Genomic DNA, 22256 nt, shown 5'->3' with positions numbered 1-22256 from the left:
GAACTACCCTACAGTCACCTACTCAATAGCGCTAATAACCCATCCGGATGATGAATAAGATGTTGGGGATTTAATCGAGCCAGTGCGTCAGCCGTGTTGGCTCCCCAAGAAACGGCAATCATATCAATACCTGTTTTTCTGGCGGCATCAATATCGCGGGTTTCGTCGCCAACATAGGCCATTTCTTGCCGTTTCACCTGATGCTGCTTGAGCAGTCGTTTTAGCACTCGAGTTTTCCCAAATAAGGACGATGACGAATAGATAAATTCAAAAAATGCCATACCGTTGGCTTCCAGAAAACGCTCTACATTTGGTTGGGAGTTGGAAGTAACAATTCCCAACTGATACGTCGTCTTTAGCTCCCCCAATACTTCCTTCATAGAGCTAATGGGCTGAATCAAATGCATTTCTTTTTGTAACTCCGCTTTCATTCGGATGGCAATCGCCGGAATACGCAACATCGGAATCTGGAGTAACTTCAGTGCCTCCCGAGAGCGAACACTTCGCAGCATTTCAATTTCATCATCCGGTACTTGTCGGTAGCCAAAGTCAGGAGCCAAGCGGTTACTGATGGTCAAAATACGAGGTAGCGTATCGGCAATGGTGCCATCAAAATCGAAAACAAGGGTCTTCTTAGCTTCCATCCTTTTTTCGTTCTCGTCGGGATGGAATACCCCCAGCGCGTCCAATAAAGGTATTAGAATTAAAAATGAATACTGCCCCCGCAACTCCAATTACTCCACCAGTGAATATTAGCGGTTGCCCCCATTCAGCATAGTCTTCGCTACCACCCAGTACACCACCCAAAATAACGATAGAGTACCCAATAGCTGATGTTAAAATCCCGGTGCGAAACCGGTTATGGGATATGCGTAGATTTGCCTGAGTTTCTTCTAGCTCAGTACGTAATTGCATAATTTCGGCCCGTAGTGAGTCTGGGTTGAGAGAAGCTGGCGATGAATTATTTTGAGCAAATAATGACGTTGAAAAGCCAAGTATGCACGAGAGGAGGAAAAAATAACGCATAGGTTAAAATAGGGTTTAGTTGCTGGATATTGAGGGGGGCAATGATTAGAACTATATGCATTCTGGGGCCCAACCCCTAACTCCCAATACCCAAAAATAAGCATAGCTTAGGAATTTAGCCAAGCTTTAAAGAAAGTGACTTTTTCTCGACTGACAATAACATCTTGTTCGGCAACAGGCTGTAAAGTCAACTTCAAGCGACCGTTGGCATAATTCTGTATGCCTTGAATAGTATCAATACTTATAATGAAGGTTCGGTTTACTCGAAAAAAGCTTTCGGGTGGTAGCAAATCATGTTCTAGCCGCTCCATTGTGTAGTCAATCACGTAGCGCCGGGCTTCTTTAGTAACTAAGTAAACCACTTTTCCGTCCGCCTGAAAGTACGCAATGTCGCTTTGGCTAATAGAATGATAATGATTCCCCGATTTTACCAAAAAACGCGATTGGTAAGGAGAATTGAGCCGCGCGTGCATCTGTTGTAGTAACCGATAATCTACTGCCGGACGTATTTGCTGGCGTAAAAATCGCTGCAAAGCAGCCTCAAGCTCCGTAGGGTTGATTGGCTTGAGTAGATAATCAATACTATTCACTTTGAACGCTTGTAGCGCGTATTGATCGTAAGCAGTGGTAAACACCACCGGGGTGTCTACTTCAATTCGACTAAAAATTTCAAAGCTGATTCCATCGGATAACTGAATATCGAGGAATACCAAGTCCACTGGATTTTCTTTAGCAAAGAATTCAACACAGTCCTCTACAGTATCGAGCGTATCGCGTACTCGTATTGAGGCATCACATTGAGAAATCAGCTCGGTGAGCCGTTCACTGGCGAGGGGTTCGTCTTCAACAATAAGTACGTCCATAGTTATACCGCTACGTTTTCTACCAGCGGCAACTTAACTGTAAAGTGAGTTTCGTTTTCTTCAATTTGCACCTCCTGTTGGGTAAGATAGGCAAACCGCTGTTGTATGTTCTGTAGACCTAACCCACCCGATTCAATATATGTTTGACGGCGCTGGAGGTTATTACGAATAACCAGATGGTTGTTTTCTAAAAAAATCTCAACAGTGAGTGGTTGTTTTCGGGAAACAATGTTGTGCTTAATGGCATTTTCAACCGGAATTTGTAATGCCGCCGGGGGAATGGCGTAGCTTTCCATCTGATGCTCCGATAAATTAGTGTGAATTATAATGCTTTCGGCAAACCGGATTTTTAGTAAGAAAATAAACGCTTCTACAAATTCTATTTCTGCTTTTAAAGTCACCGTTTCACTTTCCTGATTATACAGCAAATAACGGTACACTCGCGACAACTGCTGAATAAACTCCGTGGCTACATTTGCATCTTTATGCACCAACTCTGTTAGTACGTTAAACGAGTTGAACAAAAAGTGAGGATTAATCTGATTACGAAGGGCCTCGAACTGAGATTCGGCACTTAGGGTTTTTAGTTGCTCGGCTTCCAATCGGCTAGCCACTAGTTTACGGTTAAAGTAAACAATAGCATTTACCGTATGCAGGAATAAATTAATACGAAAGGCAAACGCCAGTGCTAGCTTCAGTAAGGATATATTCTCCGTGAATGCTTCACCTTGCCACAGCGTAGTTACATAAACTACTACTAAGGAAGACAGTAGTACGTTAACCAGACTCAGTAAGAAGTAAGGAACTAGCGGGACAATACGGGAGGAAGGGGTAGTAAAACGTCGGTCTACCTGCTTCCACAGCCAACGGTCAATTTCCCACACTAGCAGTACTACAAAAAGTATCAGCGTGAAAAACTGCCACTTTGCTAGTGACATTTCCAACAGTTGGTCGCCACTGGTAAAAAGAATATTCAGATAAGAATATCCAGCTAGCAGCAGGATAAATACGTAGCGATAACGATGATGAAATATATTAACATTCATACTAAACAATTCCGGTCAACACTAGGCAGTCAACGAATGATTGTCAACAAATAATAGCTACCATCTAGAAAATCTACGAATGAAAGAAAAGAAACCCTGACCACTGCGGGTTCAGGGTTTCTAATATACTACCAAATCGCCTATTATGGTAGTAGTACTTGGTCTATTACATGAATTACCCCATTGGTAGCTAAAATATTTGCTCCCACAATAGAGGCATCAGCACTATCTTCGCTACCATCGGCAATGGTAAGATTGTCGGCATTGATGGTAATTTCCCCGCCTATCATCTCCAGTGCGCCGTTGGTTAAGTCCGTGGAATAGAAGTCTTCACCGCTAGAAACGTGCAGTAGCAGTACCGCTTGCAGAGTTGCCGCATCTATCTCATCTACGCCATTTACATCTAAAGCCTGATAAAGTTCTGCAAATGCTGCATCCGTTGGGGCGAATACCGTGAAGGGAGACAACTCATCACCCCGCTCCTCGTCAAGAATACTTACTAGTGGTAATAAATCTGGATTACCCACGCTGGCTTCCTCTACTTTTGCAAGAGCTGCCACCAGTTGGGTGAACTGAGGTGCGTCACCTTGCGTAGCTGCTACGGCAATTTCCGTTACCGTTTGAGTAGAAGGGATCAATACTCCATCAACAATGTGTACCACTCCATTATCGGTATCAATATCGGCTTCAATCACTTGAATCTCACCGTTAATGAAGATTCCATTCGCTCCGTTGTTACTGATGCTAATCTCAATAAACTTGTCGTTTATTTTCAGCCGAGAGTGGGTAGCCGATGCTCCTTGAGCAAAGTCAGTGGATGCTCTTCGGATACCGCTCAAATGATACAGCAGTATATCTTCCAGATTCTCCGCCGCTAATAATTCCTCAGCACTGTTAAACCCATTATCTTCCGCTATCAGCTGCTCAAAAGCCTCATTGGTCGGTAGGAATAGCGTCCAGTTGGCGGTTGGTTCGGCAATTACGGTTACACCCGCTGCTTCTACGGCAGCCAAGAAGGTGGTGAACCGACCTTCAGCATCAAATACGGCCGGTTGCAGCATCGTTCCGATAGACCGGAGAATAAATCTGGGAACTAATACTTCATCGATGACGTGTACCACTCCGTTGGCCGCTTCAATGTTGGCCAGGTCGGCAATTACGTTCGTGGTTTCGTTAATTACTACTCCGCCATTCTTGTTAATATCTAGGTTACTGCCTTCTAGCGTTTCTTCTTTACCCTCTAACTCAGCAGCTAGCTTACCACTGTTCAAAATGTGATATTCTAACACTCGGCGTAGCACATAGTCGGGCACATCATCTAACCCGCTAAGCTGAACTCCTAACGCTTCAGAAAGTGTAGCTAATAAATCAGTAAAAGCATCATTGGTGGGGGCAAACACGGTAATGTCGGCGTTGAAGTCACCCGCTGTTTCTAGCAAATCAGGAGTACGTTGTAAAGCCGCAACCAGTGTGCTTAGCGCTTCAGTATTGCTCGCAATTTGGGCGATGGTTGCCGGAGGGGCTAATGATTCAGGTACAAGCACGCGGTCAATCAAGTGAACGACGCCGTTCGCTGCCATTACGTCGGCAGTAGTTACGGTTACATTGCCATTGATGACTACTCCGTCTGACTTATCAATGGATAGGCTTTCTCCTGACAATGTTTCTTCAGTTTCAACTAAGTCTTCAGCTAACTTAGTAGCACCTAAAATGTGGTACTGCAAAATTTGCGTCAGTACCTCATCTGGAATATCATCCAGGCTACTGAAACGGGGGTCTTCTTCCAATAGCTTAGCAAAAGCTTCATTGCTAGGGGCGAATACGGTGAGCATCGCTTCGGCATTACCCGCCGCTGCTAACAAGTCGGGTGCTCGTTGTAAGGCAGCTACTAAAATACTTAGGTTATCGGTACTAGTGGCAATTTCAGCAATGGTAGGCTGGGGCAACAACGACGGAGGCATCAGAACTTGGTCGATCAGATGCACCACGCCATTGGATGCCATAATATCGGCAGTAGCCACGTTTACTTCTCCATTGAGCACTACCGAAATATCAAGAGGTTCTTCTCCTTCGGTGGTCGTCACCATAATAGACTCACCGTTTAAGGTCTCTTCACTTTCAGTTAGATCAGCTGCTTGCTTGATACTGCCTAAAATATGGTACTGCAAAATAGTCGTCAGTACGTCATCGGGAATATCATTCAAGGTCGTAAACTCTTCGCTATCGGCTAGTAGCTGCTCAAAGGCCGCGTTGGTGGGGGCAAATACGGTTAACGTAGATTCAGCATTTGCGGCTGCTTCTAGCAAATCGGGAGCGCGCTGTAGGGCAGCTACTAAGATGCTTAGATCATCGGTTGCTACCGCTAGTTCAGCGATGGTAGGTTGAGGGTCAAGTGAGGGCGGTAAAAGCACATTATCAATTACGTGAATTACGCCGTTGGTAGCCATTACGTCAGCCGAACTAACCATAATGTCGCCATTTAAGGTAACTCCATCGTCGTTCTTGGCAATCGTGATTGATTCACCTTGCACGGTTTCTTCGCTTTCGCCTAAGTCATCCGCTAGTTTTTCTCCGGCCAACACGTGGTACTGGAGCACAGCTTTCAGCACATCGTCCGGAATGTCGTCTAGTTCCGCAAAACGATCATCTTCTTCTAAGAATTTAGCAAAGGCACCGTTACTCGGGCCAAATACGGTAAATGGACCGTCGCCTTGCAGCGTTTCTACCACATCGGGGAATTTAGTGAGGGCGGTTTCCAAAATGCTAAAATCTTCCCCTTCGGTGACAATCTCTACGATAGATTGATCAGCTTCTTGGCGGGCATTAGGGTCAAGTACTCCGTCAATAATATGGACTACCCCATTAGATACTTCATTATCAGCGCTGATTACCCGGATATTTCCGTTCAGAATTACACCATTGTCTCGCGTCACGCCAATGCTTTCTCCTGATAGCAAAGTAGCAACATCGCCTTCGGAAAGATTAGCAGCCAGCGTTTTACTAGCTACTACGTGGTAGCTTAGCACATCGGTCAAAACATCTTCAGGAATCTCGCCCAGGCTAGAAAAATTATCGTTGTTCGCTATATAATCAGCAAAAGCCGAGTTATTAGGGGCAAAGATCGTGACCGGGTTATTGTCATCTGACAGGGCATCGGCTAGGTCGGTACGATTTATTGCGTCTACTAGATTACTTAGCTCGTCATTATCATTCGCCAGCTCCAGGGCGTTGGCTTCTGGTTCGGGGTTAACCGGGTTGTTTTCTTCATCCTCGCAGGCAGTAAATACCACCAACAGGCTGAGTACTACCGCCAGTGGGTAGCGGGCAGTTAAAAAAGGTTTCCAAAGTGCTTTCATCATAAAATAGGTTTGGGTATGTGATGATTATTTTCACACTTACCAACCCTATCTATGAATAATTGGAGTAAGGAAGTACCCTGAATAGGCTATTCAATGGAGTGAATTGTAGCCAATTTGTCGCGAATAGGGGCATAAGTTTAAATTACTCCCTAACTCATACCAATGACTGCCTGTATCCTACAGAATAAACTCTACCTCATCGCCCGTTACCTGCATTTGAACGATTATCTCGGAAGTGTCCTGGTCAAAGTTAGCACTGACGTTACCGCCCCCAATGCCATCGTTAGTTCGGACCTCAATGATAAAGCCCGAGGGATCTCCGCTTACTAAGGTGGCGGTTAGGGTGTACATTCCGTCGGGAATATCTCCCGCAAATACGTAGCGAATTTCACGCTGGGTACCCAGTAGGCTACCGCCATCAAAGGTATTGTTTTCCCGTTGGGCAGTAGTAGTATTTCCACTGAGCGTGAAATCAATATCCATACCAGTAGCCTCCGGATAGTATAGGCGAACATAGTCCCCGCCAGGGGTATTAGGTTCGCTATCTTCTTCACCACCGCAGGCAGTTATGAAAAGAGTAGCAAAGAAAAGAAGGGTAAGTAAACTAAGATTTTTCATAAGTGTTATGAATTGAGGGTTTATAAAGATGGGGGGAACGAAATACATTCCCCTTTTTTCAAAAGGGATTAGAGGGGACTAAGGCTACTCGACTACCAGTAGTCGGGTCGTACTTTGTTGTTGCCCCTGCTGCACCTTTAGAATATACGCCCCTTTGGGTATGCCTTGCATATCAACTGTGAGCTGTTGTTGTCCCATTCGGGTAGCTAACTCACGTTGCAGTACTGTTTGGCCCATTAGGTTGAGTACTTGCACCGATATTGGACTGGCTTCCTCCCCTACTACATTGAGGTGCAGTATATGATTGACTACCGGATTGGGGTAGACTTGTAGTGAAGATGACAGGCTACCATCCGTTGGCAATACCTCAGCCGATAGCGAGGCACTCTCTTTTGTATAGCTACTGGTACGGTAGTTTTCTCCGGCCACTGACAATACGACGGTATGATTAGCCAATTCGGGTAGCTCTTCTAGCTCGCCTTCCCAAGGGGCTTCTAGCACTTCTTGGTACACCACTTCGCCCTCTGCGCTCTGTAGGGCAAAGTGTACCAGCAAGCCTTGTTCCTCCAAAGTATTAATCTGTAACGAAAGGCGGTTTTCCGCTGGGTCACTGGCTACTTGTAGGTAAGATACCCCCGCCTGGGCGAGCTGCGGGTCCAGTTCCAGCAGGGTTTGGGATACTTCTTCGCTATGTCGGGTAAAGGCAAGCTTCGTAGCGGGATCGTCCAGATAGGGAAGCTCCAGTTCGCCGGACATCTCCATCTCCTCTTCCCAAAGGGTTTCCCCTTCACCTGACTTGGCTGACATCGTGAACCCCGCCAGTGTAGCACCGTCAACGTCGTAGAGGTACTTACTACGCGCCCGACGGAAACCGCTATCATCCTGGTCACTTTCTGCTTCAAACTCCCAGTCATCCGGGTTGCAATAAGCGCAGGTGATAGGATAACTATTGTACGCCCACAGCTCCCTTCCGTGTTTTCCATCATTAGCCGCAAAAAAGAGAGAACCTTTGTAGATGGTAAAACCTGTAGGACGACTTCCACCATCTGGATAATATCTACTTAACACCTTATTCGGATTGATATCTTTTACTAACTGAGCTCCAGTAGAAGGATCATAGCTCCACAATTCATGGCCGTACAAAGAGTTATAGGCCCTGAAGTATATCCTACCATTGTAAGTTATTAAACCGCTGGGACGGCTACCTTCCTTTCCAGGATAGATATCTGCTACAAGTTGATTTTTACCCGAAACAGGCCCATAGCTCCACAATTCGTAGCCATGTAGTGAGTCGTAAGCGTTGAAGTATATAATACCATCAAGAACAGCTATATTATCACCACATTGGCAACCATAACCAATATATCTACTACTTTGGTGTACTACTTTCTTAAGTCCGGCAGTAGGATGGTAACGCCAAAGGTTTTCAGTTTCTATCGACGACCCTAGCCCACCCCCTAAATGAAGGTATAGCGAATCATTACTAATTACATGACCTTCATAGAAGTTATCGAAATTTATGATATGTTCAACTTTACCGATACTAGCGTTGTAGCGGTAAAATTCAGTATAATTAAAAGTATCACCGAGACCACCTGTGAAATACAAGTCACCCTTGTAGCTGATAAATTCCTCAACGTAAAAGTCAGACCAATATGACGGGTCATATTGACCCGGAATCAGAATAGGTTCTATACCGGTAGTCGGATGATAGCGATAAAGACTCCATTGGTTGTCATGGTGGTTTGGGGCAGCTCCTTGAAAATATAGGGTATCATTGTGAACAATAGACGTCGAAAATCTACTATCTACCACCTTTACTATTCCTGTAGATGGGTGATAACTTGAGATTTGTCTATCCCAATGAATGCGTGGATTGGTAAAATTACGGGTTCCTTCCTCAAAGTAGATACGGTTTTGGTAAACTATCGGATTACCGGCAGTTTTATTAGTACCAAACAGCCTAACTATATCAGTTCCCGCATTTGGGTGGTACCGCCACATTGCATAGCCGAGAGGAGAGTCAGAAAAGAAATACAGACTGCCCTGAAACTCTACAAAATCGTGGGGATTACCACTATCGGGGCCAGTAAGTAGATCTTTAACCATCTGCTGGCTAATGGCCGGGGTGCCGGATAGGGTTAGCGTCAAAGCGAACAATAGCGTAGTACAAATCTTAGGCATACGATAATTTGGTTTAGATGTGTGCCACTTAATACTTCGCCACTCGGGCAGGTAAACAGCTAAGGCAAAAAAAATTTAACTCTTCCGTAGATAGCTTGCCCTTTCGATACACTTTGACCTCAATTAAGTACACTGTAGATTTAGTTAGAGGTTATTTTACTTAGTACCGTCATCGCGATTGCATCCACAATGGACGATAGCGTGTCAGATCCACCGTAGACGCGGTCTGGCCAGCTCCGCGTCTACGGTGGATCCAATTCACATTCGTTAGGAATGACGGATTGAGTGAGAGTTTTTCCTTCACGTCATTCCAAACGTTAACGAAGCTAGGCGTAGTTAACGAGTCGAGATCTCGAACATAATATCTACGTACTGGCAATAAACATTCACTACCACGAATAGTGAGCTGGTATTAGGCAAACCTGATAAATAGGAAAAAATGATAGGCGGTAAGGATTACTGACTTACCACAAAGCGTTCAATTTCTTTCAGAGAGATCATGCCTTCGTAGTAGGCCCGGCCAAACACTACTCCGTGTAAACCAATTTCCTGCAAACGTTCAATGTCTTCTATCCGGTGTACTCCTCCACTAGCAATAAGTTTGATGCCGGGAAATTTTTCCATCAGATCGCGGTACAAGTTGAAGGCCGGCCCTTCAGCTTGGCCTTCTTTAGAAATATCGCTGGTCTTCAAAAATTTCAAACTTCGGCTGTAGAAGTACTCAACGTGCTCAAACAGATCAATCTGAGTTCCTTTTTGCCAACCCTGAATAGCTACTCGCCGACCTTCCGGCGTATCGCTAATGGCATCAGCCCCCAATGCAATTTTTTCTCGCCCGTAGGACATAATCCAAGAAGCAAACTCAATACGACGATTTACCGCGGCAGTAGCTGCCGTAATTTTCTTGGCTCCGTAATCAAAAGCCTTGTTTACGGCTCCGTCGGTATTGATTCCTCCGGCAAAATCTATCTCCAGATTAGTATGGCCGGCAATGGCTTCCAGAATATGATAATTTACCGGCTTTCCTGCACGGGTTCCGTCTAAATCAACCAGTTGTAAACTACGGATACCGTGATCTTCAAATTTTTTCGCCAAATCGATCGGACTTTCCGAGTAGATTTGTTCCTGATCGAAATCACCTTGCTTTAAGCGAGTGATTTTATTGTTGAGAATAGAAATAGAAGGAATAATTTCAATTTTTCGAAACTGCATATATCGTTTCTTATCGTAAAGCGGGTAAGTATAACCGTACAACTGACAAAAAAATTCGGATGATTAAGCAACCGTTCCTAAAGAAAAGCATTTTTTACAATCAATCCTCTAAGGAAATGCAAAAAAATTTCAAAAAGTGGCAAAATGAGAAGTTTTAAGAAAACGGTAGCGAAGATAAATCTACGTTACCCCCCGTCAGAATAATACCAACTTGCTTATCAGCAAAATCATCAGCCCGCTTAAATAACGCTGCTAGCGGAACCGCGCAAGAGGGTTCAATAATAATCTTCATTCGCTCCCAAATCAGGTGCATTGCCACCACAATTTCTTTATCGTTTACGGTAATAATTTCTTTCACGTGTTCTTGAATGATGGGAAACGTTTTATCGCCTAATGAAGTGAGTAAGCCATCGGCAATAGTGTTGGGCTGTTCCGAGGGAATAATATGCCCCGCTTGTAGCGATCGGTAAGCATCATCGGCCCCGGTGGGTTCGCCAGCAACTACTCTCGCTCGAGGTAGTAAGTAGTGAGTGCTCAGTGCCGTGCCACTCAACAGTCCACCACCACCAACCGGAGCCATCACTACATCCAATTCGTTCGTATCTTCAATCAACTCTAGAGCAGCGGTAGCTTGTCCGGTTATTACCCGTTCGTTATTGTACGGATGCACAAAAGTAGCTTGGGTTCGATCAATCACTTCTGCTAGTGTATCCTCCCGGGCTTGCAACGTAGGTTCGCAGAAAATAATCTCGGCTCCGTATTCGGCTACGGCCTGTTGTTTCACTTTGGGGGCAGTGCGGGGCATTACGATGTAGGCGGGCACACCTACCGACTGAGCCGCTTTGGCCAACGCCTGCCCGTGATTGCCCGACGAGTGGGTAGCTACGCCTTTCGCCCGGTCAGCATCAGAAAGAGAGAGTACAGCATTGGCGGCACCCCGCATTTTGAAAGCTCCCGCTCGCTGAAAGTTTTCGCACTTAAAGAACAATTTAGCTCCAGATTTGCGGTTTAGCGTTTCGCTGGTCAGTACCGGAGTACGATGAATTAGCGGCTGAATTCGCTCAGCCGCTTGCCGAATATCAGAGAGAGTAATAGGCATATAATTAATGATTGATAATGAATGACTAATGAAGAGTAGTAATTAACGAGTGTACAGATTAGCCATTGTTCACTAATCATCAATTAGCGAACAAACACCCACTTTTGTTCTGAAGAGAGTGAATCGCTGTATTCGTAGCCACCCTCGGTAAATGTTTTTAGCTGCTCTGGTTGATCAATCGCTTGACGGATGATGAAATTCGCCATTTTGCCCCGAGCCCGCTTGGCGTAAATCGCTATCACTCGGTACTTACCGTCTTTGTGTTCCTTAAATACTGGGGTAACTACTTCTCCGGCTAGCTGCTTAGTATTGATCGCTTTGAAATATTCATTAGAAGCTAGGTTCGCTAGTACTGGAGTGTTTTGGGTTTTCAGAGCACTGTTAAGCTGTTCGGTGATGCGGTCGCCCCAAAATTTATATAGGTTTTCACCTCGAGGATTTTCCAGTGAAGTCTTCATTTCCAATCGGTAAGGCTGCATCAAATCTAATGGCCGTAGCAAGCCGTATAAGCCCGAAATAATTCTCAGATGATTCTGGGCAAAAGTAAATTCCTGCTCAGTGTATTCATCTACCGCAATATCGGTGTACACATCGCCCTTGAATGCTAATAAAGACTGTCGAGCATTCTCTTCAGTAAATGGTAAAGAGAAATGTTGAAATCGCTCATGATTGAGGATGGCAATTTTTTCGCTAACACTCATTAGCTGGGCAATATCTTCTACTGACTTTTTCTTTAGTTCTCGGACAAGCTTTTCCGATTCATCTAGCAGAGCCGGAGTGCTGTTAGGCAACTTACTGACATCAATCGAGCTATCGGAAAAATCTTGGGTTTTGGAAGGAGATAAGATGGTGAGCATAGCTTGGCTAATTGAAAATTGATAGGGGGTAATTGATAGTTACTTTTCTGAACTATTGTCTCATAAAGCACTAAATCTGTAAAAGACTTTCAAAAATAACAAAGAAATACTTAAACGATAGTTTTACACTACCGGCGTATATCGTTCCTGCTTCCGCCGAGTAATTAGATGAAACCGGAGGGTTAGTAACACTGCCGCGATGATTAGGCTAAGTAGTAGCCCAATCCAGATGCCTTGCGGCCCCCATCCTAGCCCAAAAGCAAATCCGTAGCCACTGGGTAGGCCAATTACCCAGTAGGCGATTAAGGTAATAATCGTAGGCACTTTTACATCGGCCATGCCACGTAATGCTCCCAAAGCTACTGCCTGAGATCCGTCTGATAGTTGAAAAAACGCCGAGATAATTAATAGCGAACCCGCTAGTTCAATCACCGGAAGTTCATCGATATACAACGAAGGCAACCAATGGTTTAGCGTAATAAAAGCGAAAGCAGACAGGCTCATCAGTGCCAAACTCATTAGAATAGCACTAAACCCTACCCGACGCAAGTTGGGAAAGTCTTTCTGCCCTAGTTGGTTACCCACCCGCACGGTAGCCGCTGCTGCCAACCCGGTAGCTACCATGTAGCTTACTGCCGATAAGTTGAGCGCAATCTGATGAGCCGCTAATGCAGTAGCTCCTAACCAACCCATCATAATGGAGGCAGCGGCAAATGCTCCTACTTCAAAGATATATTGCAAACCGGTGGGCACGCCAATTTTTAGCATCTTCACGAAGAGAGAAGAGCGAAGTTCTGCTAACCACCTTCCTACCGTAGGAAACCACTGTGCCCGCAGCACGTACCAGCCCATTGCAATTGCCATTAGCGTGCGCGCTACCAGCGTGGCTACTCCGGCTCCATTTAGGCCGAGTTCAGGAAACCCGAAGTAACCGTAGATTAGTAAGTAGTTGAGTGTAATGTTTATAACATTTGCACTTACAGTGATTAGCATGGCCGTGCGCGTGAAGGATAACCCCTCTGCAAACTGCCGAAAAGTCTGGAACACCATAAAGGGAATCAGGGAATACGCCAGTATATTGAGGTAGGGCACCGCTAGAGTTACTACCTGTTCGGGCTGATTCATAAAGGGCAAAAAAGTCCCGCTCGCCACGGTGAGTCCACAGAAAATGAAGCCCGCTATTGTGTTGATTATTGCCCCGTGCCGAAATACGCGACCTACCTGCTGGGTGTTGCCTTCACCATCAGCCGCGGCTACTAGCGGAGTAATGGCGATGGATAAGCCAATGCCAAACATAAGCACCAACCCAAACAGGCTGTTCGCCAGTGAAACTGCTGCTAATGGCTGAGTGCCCAACTCACCTACCATAATACTGTCGGCTACTCCCACCAGTATGTGCCCTAGCTGACTGAGCATAACCGGATAGGCAATCAGAAAAGTTTTTTTAACGTGGGTTCGATAGGGCTGCGTAGACACAGCTGCAAGTTAGCAGTATATAGTCAACAGTCCATAGTCGATGGTCCACGGTTTTATAAAAAAATCTGTGGACTGTCGACTGTGGACTATTCACTAAATATTGAACATTCGGGCCACTTTCAATAAGCCAGAGATGCTGATGGCGTCGGTGATTTGGCTTTCCATTACTAAAGAAACCGCCGAGGCCAACGGCAGGCGTTTGATCTTTATCTCTTCGGTATCTTCAAATTCCGGCTCGCCGTATACTAAATCCTGAGCCAGAAAAATAAAACCTTCTTCGTCGGTAACCGAGTTGGAGGTATGAATTCGCATAATGTTATCCCAACGGTGAGCCGTTAACCCGGTTTCTTCTTTTAGTTCTCGTTGGGCAGATAGAAGAGCACCGTCTTCTTTGCTACCTCCCCCCATCGGAATTTCCCAAGAATACTCATTCAATGTGTACCGATATTGCCCCACCAGCCAAGTATGTAATTCATCGTCTACCGGAACAATACCAATCGCTAAGTTCTTAAAACTTACTTTTCCGTAAATACCGTGCCCCCCACTGGGATTGATAACCTGATCTTCGTAAACTTCAATCCAGGGGTTATCATACACCTGCTTTCGCTCCAAACGCTGCCACGGATTACCAGTTTCTGCTAACTTCTCCATACCATTTATTAAAATATCCTTAAAATTTACGAAAATTTCAATAAAATATGTAATTGGTGTACTAAATCAGGAATAAATAGACAACCATTAGTAGTTCGATTGCTCAATGGCTGGGGGCGAAGGGTTTGGAGCATGAATTTCTTGCATTACGCTTTTGACTTTACATTTATATTTTCTTACCCATCCCAACTCCATGCACTCTGCCCCCAGCCAAATCTTCCATATTTCATTTCTCACATTTCATATCTCGATATCTAGTCTTCTAGCTTTTTGAAGAAATCCCACATTACAATGCCGATACTTACCGACACATTCAGCGAGTGCTTGGTGCCGAACTGCGGAATTTCCAGACAGGTATCGGCTTGAGCCACGATCTCCTCTTCTACGCCAAATACTTCATTTCCAAAAATCAGACAGTACTTACAATCACGGTAGGGCATAAAATCCTGGAGGGGAACACTTTCATCGGCTTGCTCTACACAAATAACTTTGTAATCAGCTTCCCGTAATTCATCTACTACCTCTTTCGTTTTCTCCCGATGCGTCCAGGCTACTGATTCAGTAGCTCCTAAGGCCGTTTTATTAATATCGCGGTGGGGTGGTTTGGCAGTAATACCGCACAAATAAACCCGTTCAATCCGAAAGGCATCAGCTGTGCGAAACGCCGACCCTACATTATGCATACTCCGAACATTATCTAGCACAATAACAATAGGCCGTTTTTCCTCAGCCTTATATTCATCCACACTGAGTCGGCCAAGTTCTTCGTTCTTTAGTTTTCTCATAGATGTGTTTCGTTAGCGGAAGTTAATAAGTTCAGCATTTAGGTTTTAGGGATTGGGTATTAGCAAGTAGCCAGAATGCTACGTGACTTCACAACAAAATCCAACACCTAATTTCTAACACCCAAAACCTTTATTCTTCTGTAAAGGTGAACGAAATTTCGTAACTTATTAAGATAACTGCCCAGAGAATTGTTTTGCTGTAAGATTCTTTTGCCTAACCTTAGCTGAACAATTACATTTGTAGAATTCGTCAAGGATCAATGCTACTCAACTATGCCTGCTACTAAGAAAAAATCTACCAACAAAGATACTCCTTTAATGCGCCAGTACAGCCGAGTAAAAACGCAGTACCCGGGAGCTATTTTGCTATTCCGAGTAGGCGATTTTTACGAAACCTTCGGCGAAGATGCCATTACCGCCAGCCGGGTGCTGGATATTGTGCTGACGAAACGAGCTAATGGCTCCGCCTCCAACGTAGAACTAGCTGGGTTTCCGCACCACGCATTAGACAACTATCTCACCAAACTAGTTCGAGCGGGCTACCGAGTAGCTATCTGCGACCAACTAGAAGACCCACGGTTTGCCCGAGGGGTAGTGAAGCGGGGGGTTACGGAGTTGGTAACTCCCGGCCTCTCGTTTAATGACCAAGTGCTTAATCAAAAGCACAATAATTATTTGGCGTCGGTACATTTTGGAAAACAACAGCTAGGTTTAGCCCTGCTGGATGTTTCTACGGGTGAGTTTCTGACTGCCTGCGGCTCGCAAGAGTACGTGGAAAAACTGATTCAGAGCTTCGGGCCATCCGAAATTCTCTACTGTAAGAACTGTCGCGCTCAGTTTCAGACCGTATTTGGCGATGAACTACCAACTTACCGCCTCGATGAGTGGCTGTATCACCACGACCATGCTTACGAAAAGCTCACCAATCACTTTAAAACTCCTAGTCTGAAAGGATTTGGAGTAGATGCCCTCACGGAAGGAATTATTGCTGCCGGGGCCATTCTGCACTACCTGGAAGTCACCGAGCATCACAAAGTGCAGCATATTACCTCCATCGCCCGGCTGGAAGCGAACCGCTACGTGTGGCTAGATAAGTTTACAATTCGTAATCTGGAGCTAGTCCACGCTCAGCACGAGGGCGGAGTTCCACTGATTGATGTGCTGGATTGTACCCATACCGCCATGGGCGGACGTTTGCTACGAAAGTGGATGGTGCTACCCCTCAAATCGCCTAAAACAATTGAAGAGCGATTAAACACGGTAGAAGCCCTGCTCAATCAGCCCGAACTGCACCAAGCGATTGTAGTGCATCTAAAAGCGGTGAGTGACTTAGAAAGATTAATTTCTAAAGTTGTCGCTGGGCGAATTAACCCTCGGGAGATGGTTCAACTTAAGCATTCGTTACAGCACGTAATGCCGGTTAGCGAATTGCTGGCGGTTTCGGAGCATCCGGCCTTGGAAAAAATAGCCCAACAATTGCCAAATTGCCAGGAGCTAGTCGCCAATGTTGAGCAGCAACTAAAAGAAGAACCACCAATTGTGGCTAACCAAGGAAATTTGATTAACGATGGCATTGATGCTCAGTTAGATGAACTACGCAGCATTGCGTATTCGGGTAAAGATCATTTAGCGCAAATTCGGGAACGAGAAGTAAAAAATACCGGTATTTCGTCGCTCAAACTAGCGTATAACAAAGTATTTGGCTACTATTTGGAAGTATCTAACGCTCATAAAGAAAAAGTGCCCTCGGCCTGGATTCGCAAGCAGACGCTAGTGAATGCCGAACGTTACATTACCGAAGAGCTTAAAACCTACGAAGAGAAGATTCTAACGGCCGAAGAGCAACTGGTGCAAATAGAACAGCGACTATTTCAACAACTGGTACTATTTGTGGGTCGTTACGTGAAAGAAGTGCAGCACAATGCTCGTACGTTGGCTCGCCTCGATTGCCTTTCGTCTTTTGCCGAAGTTGCCCGAACGCATCGCTACACTAAGCCCCAGTTGGTAGATTCTGATCGTATTGAAATCAAACAAGGTCGTCACCCGGTTATTGAGCGGCAATTACCCCCTGGCGAGCCCTATGTTCCTAATGATATCCGATTGGATAGCGAGGAGCAGCAAATTATGATTATTACCGGACCAAACATGGCCGGAAAATCAGCCCTACTCCGCCAAACCGCGCTGATTGTACTCATGGCTCAAATGGGTTCATTCGTACCCGCCGAAGCTGCCGAAATTGGCCTGATCGACAAAGTGTTTACCCGGGTAGGGGCTTCAGATAATCTGGCTAAGGGCGAGTCTACTTTTATGGTGGAGATGAACGAAACGGCCAGCATTATGAATAACCTAAGCCACCGCAGTCTGGTACTGATGGATGAGATCGGTCGGGGCACCAGCACCTACGATGGAATCTCTATTGCTTGGTCGCTGGTGGAGTATCTGCACAACCATGCTAAATGCCGTGCTAAAACCTTGTTTGCCACGCATTATCACGAACTAAACCAGTTAGCAAGCGATCTGCCAAGGGTGAAAAACTACAATGTAGCCGTAAAGGAAGTAGGTGATAGCATTTTGTTTATTCGTCAGTTGCAGGAAGGAGGTAGTCAGCATAGCTTTGGTATTCATGTGGCGCAAATGGCCGGAATGCCTACGGAAGTAGTAAAGCGAGCCAACGAAATTATGCATCACCTAGAGCGCGATAAGATCAGTAACTCCCAGTCGGATACACTAGCCGATATTCCTAAGAGCAAAACCCAGCTTCAACTGTTTGAGCTAGACCCACGCTGGGCGCAGGTACAAGAGATCCTTCAGCATACCGACATTAATGCGCTTTCCCCCATTGAGGCCCTACTCAAGCTTAACGAAATTCAGATGCTCCTTCAGGCTCAGACCTGCGAATAGGCCGTTGGCTTCAGGAAAATTCGGTTGACCCTAGACACTGAGTTGGCGTACTTCGGAAGGGAAGACATTCGCTTCCACTCCGGGTGATTTATAAATTTCTTCCAGTTGGCATCCCGCTCTTCCATATCTTTGAAAGTGAGCATGTAAGTAAGTTGAGGTAACTTCTCTCCGATCAACGTTTCGCCAAAAAACACCGGATGCAATCCAGTTTCGTAGAATAGTGGTAGCTCATCATCATTGAACATAGCAATTTTCCGGCGCACAGCATCATCATTGTAGCCTTCGTAAGTACGTAGTTCAAAAATCCGCTCGTCTGCTTCTGGTACTTCCATTTGTGGAATAGCCTCAAACGCTCGCATTAGTGAATTTTCGTAGCGCGTAAAATTAGGGTTAGCGGGCGAAGCACTTTCGGCAAACGATTGGCTGTTCTGCTGATAGGTAGCTTGCCCCAGCATTTTGGGGGTGCGCTGTGCGAACTCCTCCAAACTACTAAAAGTAAGCAGCAGGTGCAGACGGGGAGGTTCGGGCATTCCCATTTCCATGAAAACCCCTATGTTTTCTATACCCAGAGCATTCATAGCCGGAATAAAGGCGAGCTGTAGATACTCGTCAAACACTTTCATTTTGGTGCCCGACTTTAGCTCGTAGGTACGCCATTCGTAGTACTGCTGGTCAGCTGCGACGGGCTGAGCCATCACGTTTAAACTGGCGGCAGCCATGGTAGACTGCTGTAGAAAATTTCTTCGATTCATTGGGTTGAGGTTAGGAGTATTCGGTAATCTCATCAGAAATATGCTGCTCTAGCTTATCAAAGTAGCGAGTAAGTTGCTGCACTATATTATCAGCCGATAATAGTTCCGCTTGGTCGTCTACGTATTCTTTGGCTTGGTCAAGCAGCCGTTCCAGCGGGTTTAGATGAAGTAGGCGAATATATGACATTATTTTATGGCAGTTGAACCGCAGCACTTCTTCGTCTTTTCGCTCTACGGCACTAATAATCACCGGAAAACACTCTAACGTTAATCGTTGAATCTGCTCTAATATCTCTATGTACCCTTTAGAATCACCCAAATATAGCTCCCGCAGCTGACTAAAATCTGGATTAAGACCAGGAATAGCTACATCTTTAACCGAAGTGGTAGTGGCTAAATCTGCCGGACGGTTTTTAGCCAACGCGGCCAGTTTCTGATGCAGGCTTTTAGGGTTGATCGGCTTAGGAATATAATCATTCATGCCCATTTCTTGAATGCGCTCCCGGGTCTTATCCGAAACCGAAGCAGTGAGGGCAATAATCGGAATATTTTCGTAGTGAGGGTCTTGCAGATTCCTGATTTCTCGAGTGGCTTCGTAGCCGTCCATTTCCGGCATCTGAATATCCATCAGGATAAGGTCGTACTGGTTGTTTTTTACTTTTTGCAACGCTTCCAAGCCATTCAGAGCAGTATCCAGTTGTACATCCCACTTATCAGATAGCCCTTCCATTAGCAGTTGGTTCGGAATAACGTCTTCTACGTACAATACCTTTAGCCCTTCTAATGACTGAAACTCCGTCATAAATGACTGAGTAGTGTGCTGCTGCGTAGTTTCAAACTGAGCGGATTTACCAAAAGGCAAAGCTACCCGAAAAGTAGTTCCCTTCCGTTCAGTGCTCTGCACCGAAATTTTTCCACCTTGCAGCTCCACAATACTTTTTACGATAGAAAGTCCCAATCCGGTGCCACCGTATTTGCTGGGTCCCGCCTGCTGGTAGGGTTCAAATATAATGGTTAGCTTATCTTCGGGTATTCCAATACCGGTATCGGCTACTTCAAATAATAAAGTGTACCGTTCCTTTTCTTCTTTTTCTACGTAGACGCTTAGCACTATTTGCCCTTCTTCGGTAAATTTAACCGCATTACTGAGCAGATTATTCAGCACTTGCCCCAGACGGTTTACGTCGCCCATAACCAACGTAGGCACTTCGTCTTCGGTGAGTAGGCGGAATAATATTCCCCGATCGCTTACCAAGCTGCGGTACGTAGACTTCACCCCCTGAATAAAGTCAATCAGATTGAATTCCTTATTATCTAACTTTAGCTGGCCTGCCTTAATTTTTGATAAATCGAGAAGATCATTAATTAGTGCGGTGAGGTTGTCTCCTGAAAACTTCAAGGTTTGAAGCATCTTTTTCTGATCTTCCCGCGGGTTGCTTTGTAGCATCAGGTGAGTCATACCGAGCACGGCATTTAGCGGAGTACGTATCTCGTGGCTAATCTCAGAAAGGAATTTCTCACGTACACTAATTGATTCTTGGACAGAATGTTTCTGTAGTTCTATTTCTTGTGCCTTACGATCAGTGACGTCTACAATACGTAGTACAATTATGTTTTTCTGGGGAACTGACCCACTTATCATGGGTCTAATTGTAGTATTTCCCCAGAAAGAATGCCCTTGGTGAGTAGTGTACTGAATATCTTGGGTAGTAATTTCTGTTTCCTGACTGAGAAATATGCGAAGCTGCTCGGCTACTGGAGCATCCCAGAGTGAGAGAAACTCGGTACCTACCAGTTGAGCGTGGTTTTCCTGAAGCAAAGCCACAGCCGAAGAGTTAGCCTCGATAATAGACAGATCAGAGTATCTGAGCAGGAATACTGCATCAGGTAGATGATCAAGAACTAATTGAGATAACTTTGGATTAGCAAAACTCATTGCGCGCAATCTAATAAACAAAATGGGAGGCCCACTGCCTTCATCAATTGTTTTAAAAGCTAAGTCAAAGGGTTGATACGTACTATCCTTTTTCTTTATCAGACATGTTAAGTTAGCCTCAGGCTGAGAAAATGCAGTTGCTAACTGCTCTTTCACTAGCTCTTGAGCACTTTCGTGGATTAGTGTTGTAATATCCTGGCCTTGCAATTCGCTAGATGTATACCCTAATACTTCTTCTACCATAGGGCTACTGTAGCTAATTGTTAGGTCTTGCTGTAAGAAAAAGCTAGTGCCTTCTGATAGATTTTCTGCCGAAGCCTCAAGTTCCTGAGACTGATTCTTTTCGTCTGCTGCTGGGAGCGAGGTATTGTGTTCCTCTGAGCTATCTGGCTTTAGCCACCGAATAGCGATATATACCATTTGACCGTGCACATTAAAAAAACGGTGAATGGTAGCATCAATTAACTGAATTGAGTTAGATGGCTGAATAATACGTAGTTGGGTGTTAGTCACCGCAATAGCATCGTTCTGCTGGCTTTGGGTCGCTAGAAGTTTAGCATGATCATCGGGATGAATCACGGAAAATAGCGATGACGGGTTGCCACCACCTCCACCTAATAGCTCTTTGGTATTTTGGCTGATATAGTGTATATGATAGTGAGCATCAGCTAAAATAAGTTCTTCTTGGGTGTCGGTAGGGGTTAGTATATTTGTTCCCACAAAGGAAATCTGTTCGTTAGCGACTATTTGATTCAGTTGGCCATCTTCTTGAAAAACTCTGGTAATGAAATTAGTAATTTTTACCAGCTCCCCGCTCTTTTTACGGGCAAGATAATAATACTTAGAAAATTGTACTCTGTTTTGAGTATCTTTCTCAATTGCCAAGATAAATGCCGGACGATCAGACGGCTCTACAAACTGCAGAAAGCCATCGTTAGCATAATAGTCGCCCAGCGAATGCCCTAGCTGATAGTACGCACTGCGGTTTACATAAATACAGTTGAAATTAGCATTGTATACTGACACAATGACCGGCGAATCATCAAGAATTGCTTTGTAGCGTTTTAATAACTTAGATGCAGGTTCAACATTTGTGAGTATCTCTAGTATCACAATAAAAATATCCTCCTGAGAAGTAGCGGTACGGCTCAACCAAAAGTGAATCGGACTCTGCGTGTATTCACCCTCCAATACTCCCTTAAAATTTATAGTAGCAGCACCGGACGAGCTACCCTGACTAAGAAATTGCCGAAGAACTGCTTCGGTATCAGGAGAAAGGAATGAATAAATAGTAGCAGTGTTCCTTACCCCTATTTTTTCGAAGTACTCAGATGCCGCTGTGTTTAGAAAAAGGAGTTCCCCCCGCCTACTGAGCAGTAGCGCAATCTCTTTTTCTTCATTTAGTAAGCGACTAGTCCTTTCTTTTATCATAAAAAAAATAAACCAAATACAAATATATAAAAAATATCACTAATGTAAGATTTATATTAT

16 protein-coding genes are annotated in these 22256 nt (G+C 44.9%); 1 reads left to right on the top strand and 15 read right to left on the bottom strand.

The genetic code is table 11. From position 1 onward, the window contains the following. Window positions 1–14 precede the first annotated feature (14 nt). From P0M28_RS21640 to P0M28_RS21580, 13 genes are all read right to left on the bottom strand, one after another. Window positions 15–644, bottom strand: coding sequence for an HAD-IA family hydrolase (locus tag P0M28_RS21640; protein WP_302205051.1), 630 nt, complete (start codon window positions 642–644; stop codon window positions 15–17). Continuing rightward, window positions 634–915 carry a hypothetical protein gene (locus tag P0M28_RS21635; RefSeq protein WP_302205050.1) on the bottom strand — a complete coding sequence of 94 codons (282 nt, stop codon included), beginning with the start codon at window positions 913–915 and terminating at the stop codon, window positions 634–636. Before P0M28_RS21635 ends, P0M28_RS21640 begins: the two co-directional genes overlap by 11 nt. Before the next feature lie 218 nt (window positions 916–1133). After that, a complete protein-coding gene (locus P0M28_RS21630) occupies window positions 1134–1889 on the bottom strand; it encodes a LytR/AlgR family response regulator transcription factor (protein WP_302205049.1) in 756 nt (251 codons plus the stop codon). Window positions 1890–1891: 2 nt separating this feature from the next. After that, window positions 1892–2935: a sensor histidine kinase gene (locus tag P0M28_RS21625; RefSeq protein ID WP_302205048.1), complete on the bottom strand. Its 1044-nt coding sequence runs from the start codon at window positions 2933–2935 to the stop codon at window positions 1892–1894. 143 nt (window positions 2936–3078) lie between these two features. Then, window positions 3079–6294 carry a fasciclin domain-containing protein gene (locus P0M28_RS21620; protein WP_302205047.1) on the bottom strand — a complete coding sequence of 1072 codons (3216 nt, stop codon included), beginning with the start codon at window positions 6292–6294 and terminating at the stop codon, window positions 3079–3081. Between the two features lie 177 nt (window positions 6295–6471). After that, window positions 6472–6912, bottom strand: a complete 441-nt coding sequence (locus P0M28_RS21615) for a hypothetical protein (protein WP_302205046.1) — start codon at window positions 6910–6912, stop codon at window positions 6472–6474. An 84-nt stretch (window positions 6913–6996) separates the two neighbouring features. Beyond that, complete coding sequence (locus P0M28_RS21610; protein ID WP_302205045.1) at window positions 6997–9096, bottom strand: T9SS type A sorting domain-containing protein; 2100 nt, start codon at window positions 9094–9096, stop codon at window positions 6997–6999. 456 nt (window positions 9097–9552) lie between these two features. After that, a complete protein-coding gene (locus P0M28_RS21605) occupies window positions 9553–10308 on the bottom strand; it encodes a 1-(5-phosphoribosyl)-5-[(5-phosphoribosylamino)methylideneamino]imidazole-4-carboxamide isomerase (RefSeq protein WP_302205044.1) in 756 nt (251 codons plus the stop codon). Window positions 10309–10462: 154 nt separating this feature from the next. Next, window positions 10463–11407, bottom strand: a complete 945-nt coding sequence (locus tag P0M28_RS21600; RefSeq protein WP_302205043.1) for a pyridoxal-phosphate dependent enzyme — start codon at window positions 11405–11407, stop codon at window positions 10463–10465. An 83-nt stretch (window positions 11408–11490) separates the two neighbouring features. Further along, window positions 11491–12264: a peroxide stress protein YaaA gene (gene yaaA / locus P0M28_RS21595; RefSeq protein WP_302205042.1), complete on the bottom strand. Its 774-nt coding sequence runs from the start codon at window positions 12262–12264 to the stop codon at window positions 11491–11493. Between the two features lie 123 nt (window positions 12265–12387). Further along, window positions 12388–13740 carry an MATE family efflux transporter gene (locus tag P0M28_RS21590; RefSeq protein ID WP_302205041.1) on the bottom strand — a complete coding sequence of 451 codons (1353 nt, stop codon included), beginning with the start codon at window positions 13738–13740 and terminating at the stop codon, window positions 12388–12390. Window positions 13741–13833: 93 nt separating this feature from the next. After that, window positions 13834–14391 (bottom strand): NUDIX domain-containing protein, encoded by a 558-nt coding sequence (locus tag P0M28_RS21585; RefSeq protein ID WP_302205040.1) that lies wholly within the window; start codon window positions 14389–14391, stop codon window positions 13834–13836. 254 nt (window positions 14392–14645) lie between these two features. After that, window positions 14646–15176, bottom strand: a complete 531-nt coding sequence (locus P0M28_RS21580) for an RNA methyltransferase (RefSeq protein WP_302205039.1) — start codon at window positions 15174–15176, stop codon at window positions 14646–14648. Window positions 15177–15449: 273 nt separating this feature from the next. On the opposite strand from P0M28_RS21580, the gene mutS reads away from it, so the two are divergent. Next, complete coding sequence (gene mutS, locus P0M28_RS21575) at window positions 15450–18077, top strand: DNA mismatch repair protein MutS (RefSeq protein ID WP_302205038.1); 2628 nt, start codon at window positions 15450–15452, stop codon at window positions 18075–18077. Here the strand turns inward: mutS and P0M28_RS21570 are convergent. Continuing rightward, on the bottom strand, window positions 18062–18829 hold the full coding sequence (locus P0M28_RS21570) for an NIPSNAP family protein (RefSeq protein WP_302205037.1): 768 nt from the start codon (window positions 18827–18829) through the stop codon (window positions 18062–18064). The genes mutS and P0M28_RS21570 overlap by 16 nt on opposite strands. Before the next feature lie 10 nt (window positions 18830–18839). Further along, entirely contained in the window at window positions 18840–22196 is a 3357-nt protein-coding gene (locus P0M28_RS21565; protein WP_302205036.1) for an ATP-binding protein, read from the bottom strand. Window positions 22197–22256 lie beyond the last annotated feature (60 nt).

Source organism: Tunicatimonas pelagia (assembly GCF_030506325.1).
Lineage (GTDB): Bacteria > Bacteroidota > Bacteroidia > Cytophagales > Cyclobacteriaceae > Tunicatimonas > Tunicatimonas pelagia.
The sequence above is the reverse complement of the archived record's forward strand: the minus strand, read 5'-3'. Positions and strand labels throughout refer to the sequence as shown.

What these genes read in the sequence shown, in the direction of transcription:
- P0M28_RS21625 (WP_302205048.1), bottom strand. Translation starts at nt 2,935, where the DNA reads ATGAATGTTAATATATTTCATCATCGTTATCGCTACGTATTTATCCTG.
- P0M28_RS21640 (WP_302205051.1), bottom strand. Translation starts at nt 644, where the DNA reads ATGGAAGCTAAGAAGACCCTTGTTTTCGATTTTGATGGCACCATTGCC.
- P0M28_RS21585 (WP_302205040.1), bottom strand. Translation starts at nt 14,391, where the DNA reads ATGGAGAAGTTAGCAGAAACTGGTAATCCGTGGCAGCGTTTGGAGCGA.
- P0M28_RS21565 (WP_302205036.1), bottom strand. Translation starts at nt 22,196, where the DNA reads ATGATAAAAGAAAGGACTAGTCGCTTACTAAATGAAGAAAAAGAGATT.
- P0M28_RS21605 (WP_302205044.1), bottom strand. Translation starts at nt 10,308, where the DNA reads ATGCAGTTTCGAAAAATTGAAATTATTCCTTCTATTTCTATTCTCAAC.
- yaaA (WP_302205042.1), bottom strand. Translation starts at nt 12,264, where the DNA reads ATGCTCACCATCTTATCTCCTTCCAAAACCCAAGATTTTTCCGATAGC.
- mutS (WP_302205038.1), top strand. Translation starts at nt 15,450, where the DNA reads ATGCCTGCTACTAAGAAAAAATCTACCAACAAAGATACTCCTTTAATG.
- P0M28_RS21630 (WP_302205049.1), bottom strand. Translation starts at nt 1,889, where the DNA reads ATGGACGTACTTATTGTTGAAGACGAACCCCTCGCCAGTGAACGGCTC.
- P0M28_RS21580 (WP_302205039.1), bottom strand. Translation starts at nt 15,176, where the DNA reads ATGAGAAAACTAAAGAACGAAGAACTTGGCCGACTCAGTGTGGATGAA.
- P0M28_RS21620 (WP_302205047.1), bottom strand. Translation starts at nt 6,294, where the DNA reads ATGATGAAAGCACTTTGGAAACCTTTTTTAACTGCCCGCTACCCACTG.
- P0M28_RS21635 (WP_302205050.1), bottom strand. Translation starts at nt 915, where the DNA reads ATGCAATTACGTACTGAGCTAGAAGAAACTCAGGCAAATCTACGCATA.
- P0M28_RS21610 (WP_302205045.1), bottom strand. Translation starts at nt 9,096, where the DNA reads ATGCCTAAGATTTGTACTACGCTATTGTTCGCTTTGACGCTAACCCTA.
- P0M28_RS21570 (WP_302205037.1), bottom strand. Translation starts at nt 18,829, where the DNA reads ATGAATCGAAGAAATTTTCTACAGCAGTCTACCATGGCTGCCGCCAGT.
- P0M28_RS21615 (WP_302205046.1), bottom strand. Translation starts at nt 6,912, where the DNA reads ATGAAAAATCTTAGTTTACTTACCCTTCTTTTCTTTGCTACTCTTTTC.
- P0M28_RS21600 (WP_302205043.1), bottom strand. Translation starts at nt 11,407, where the DNA reads ATGCCTATTACTCTCTCTGATATTCGGCAAGCGGCTGAGCGAATTCAG.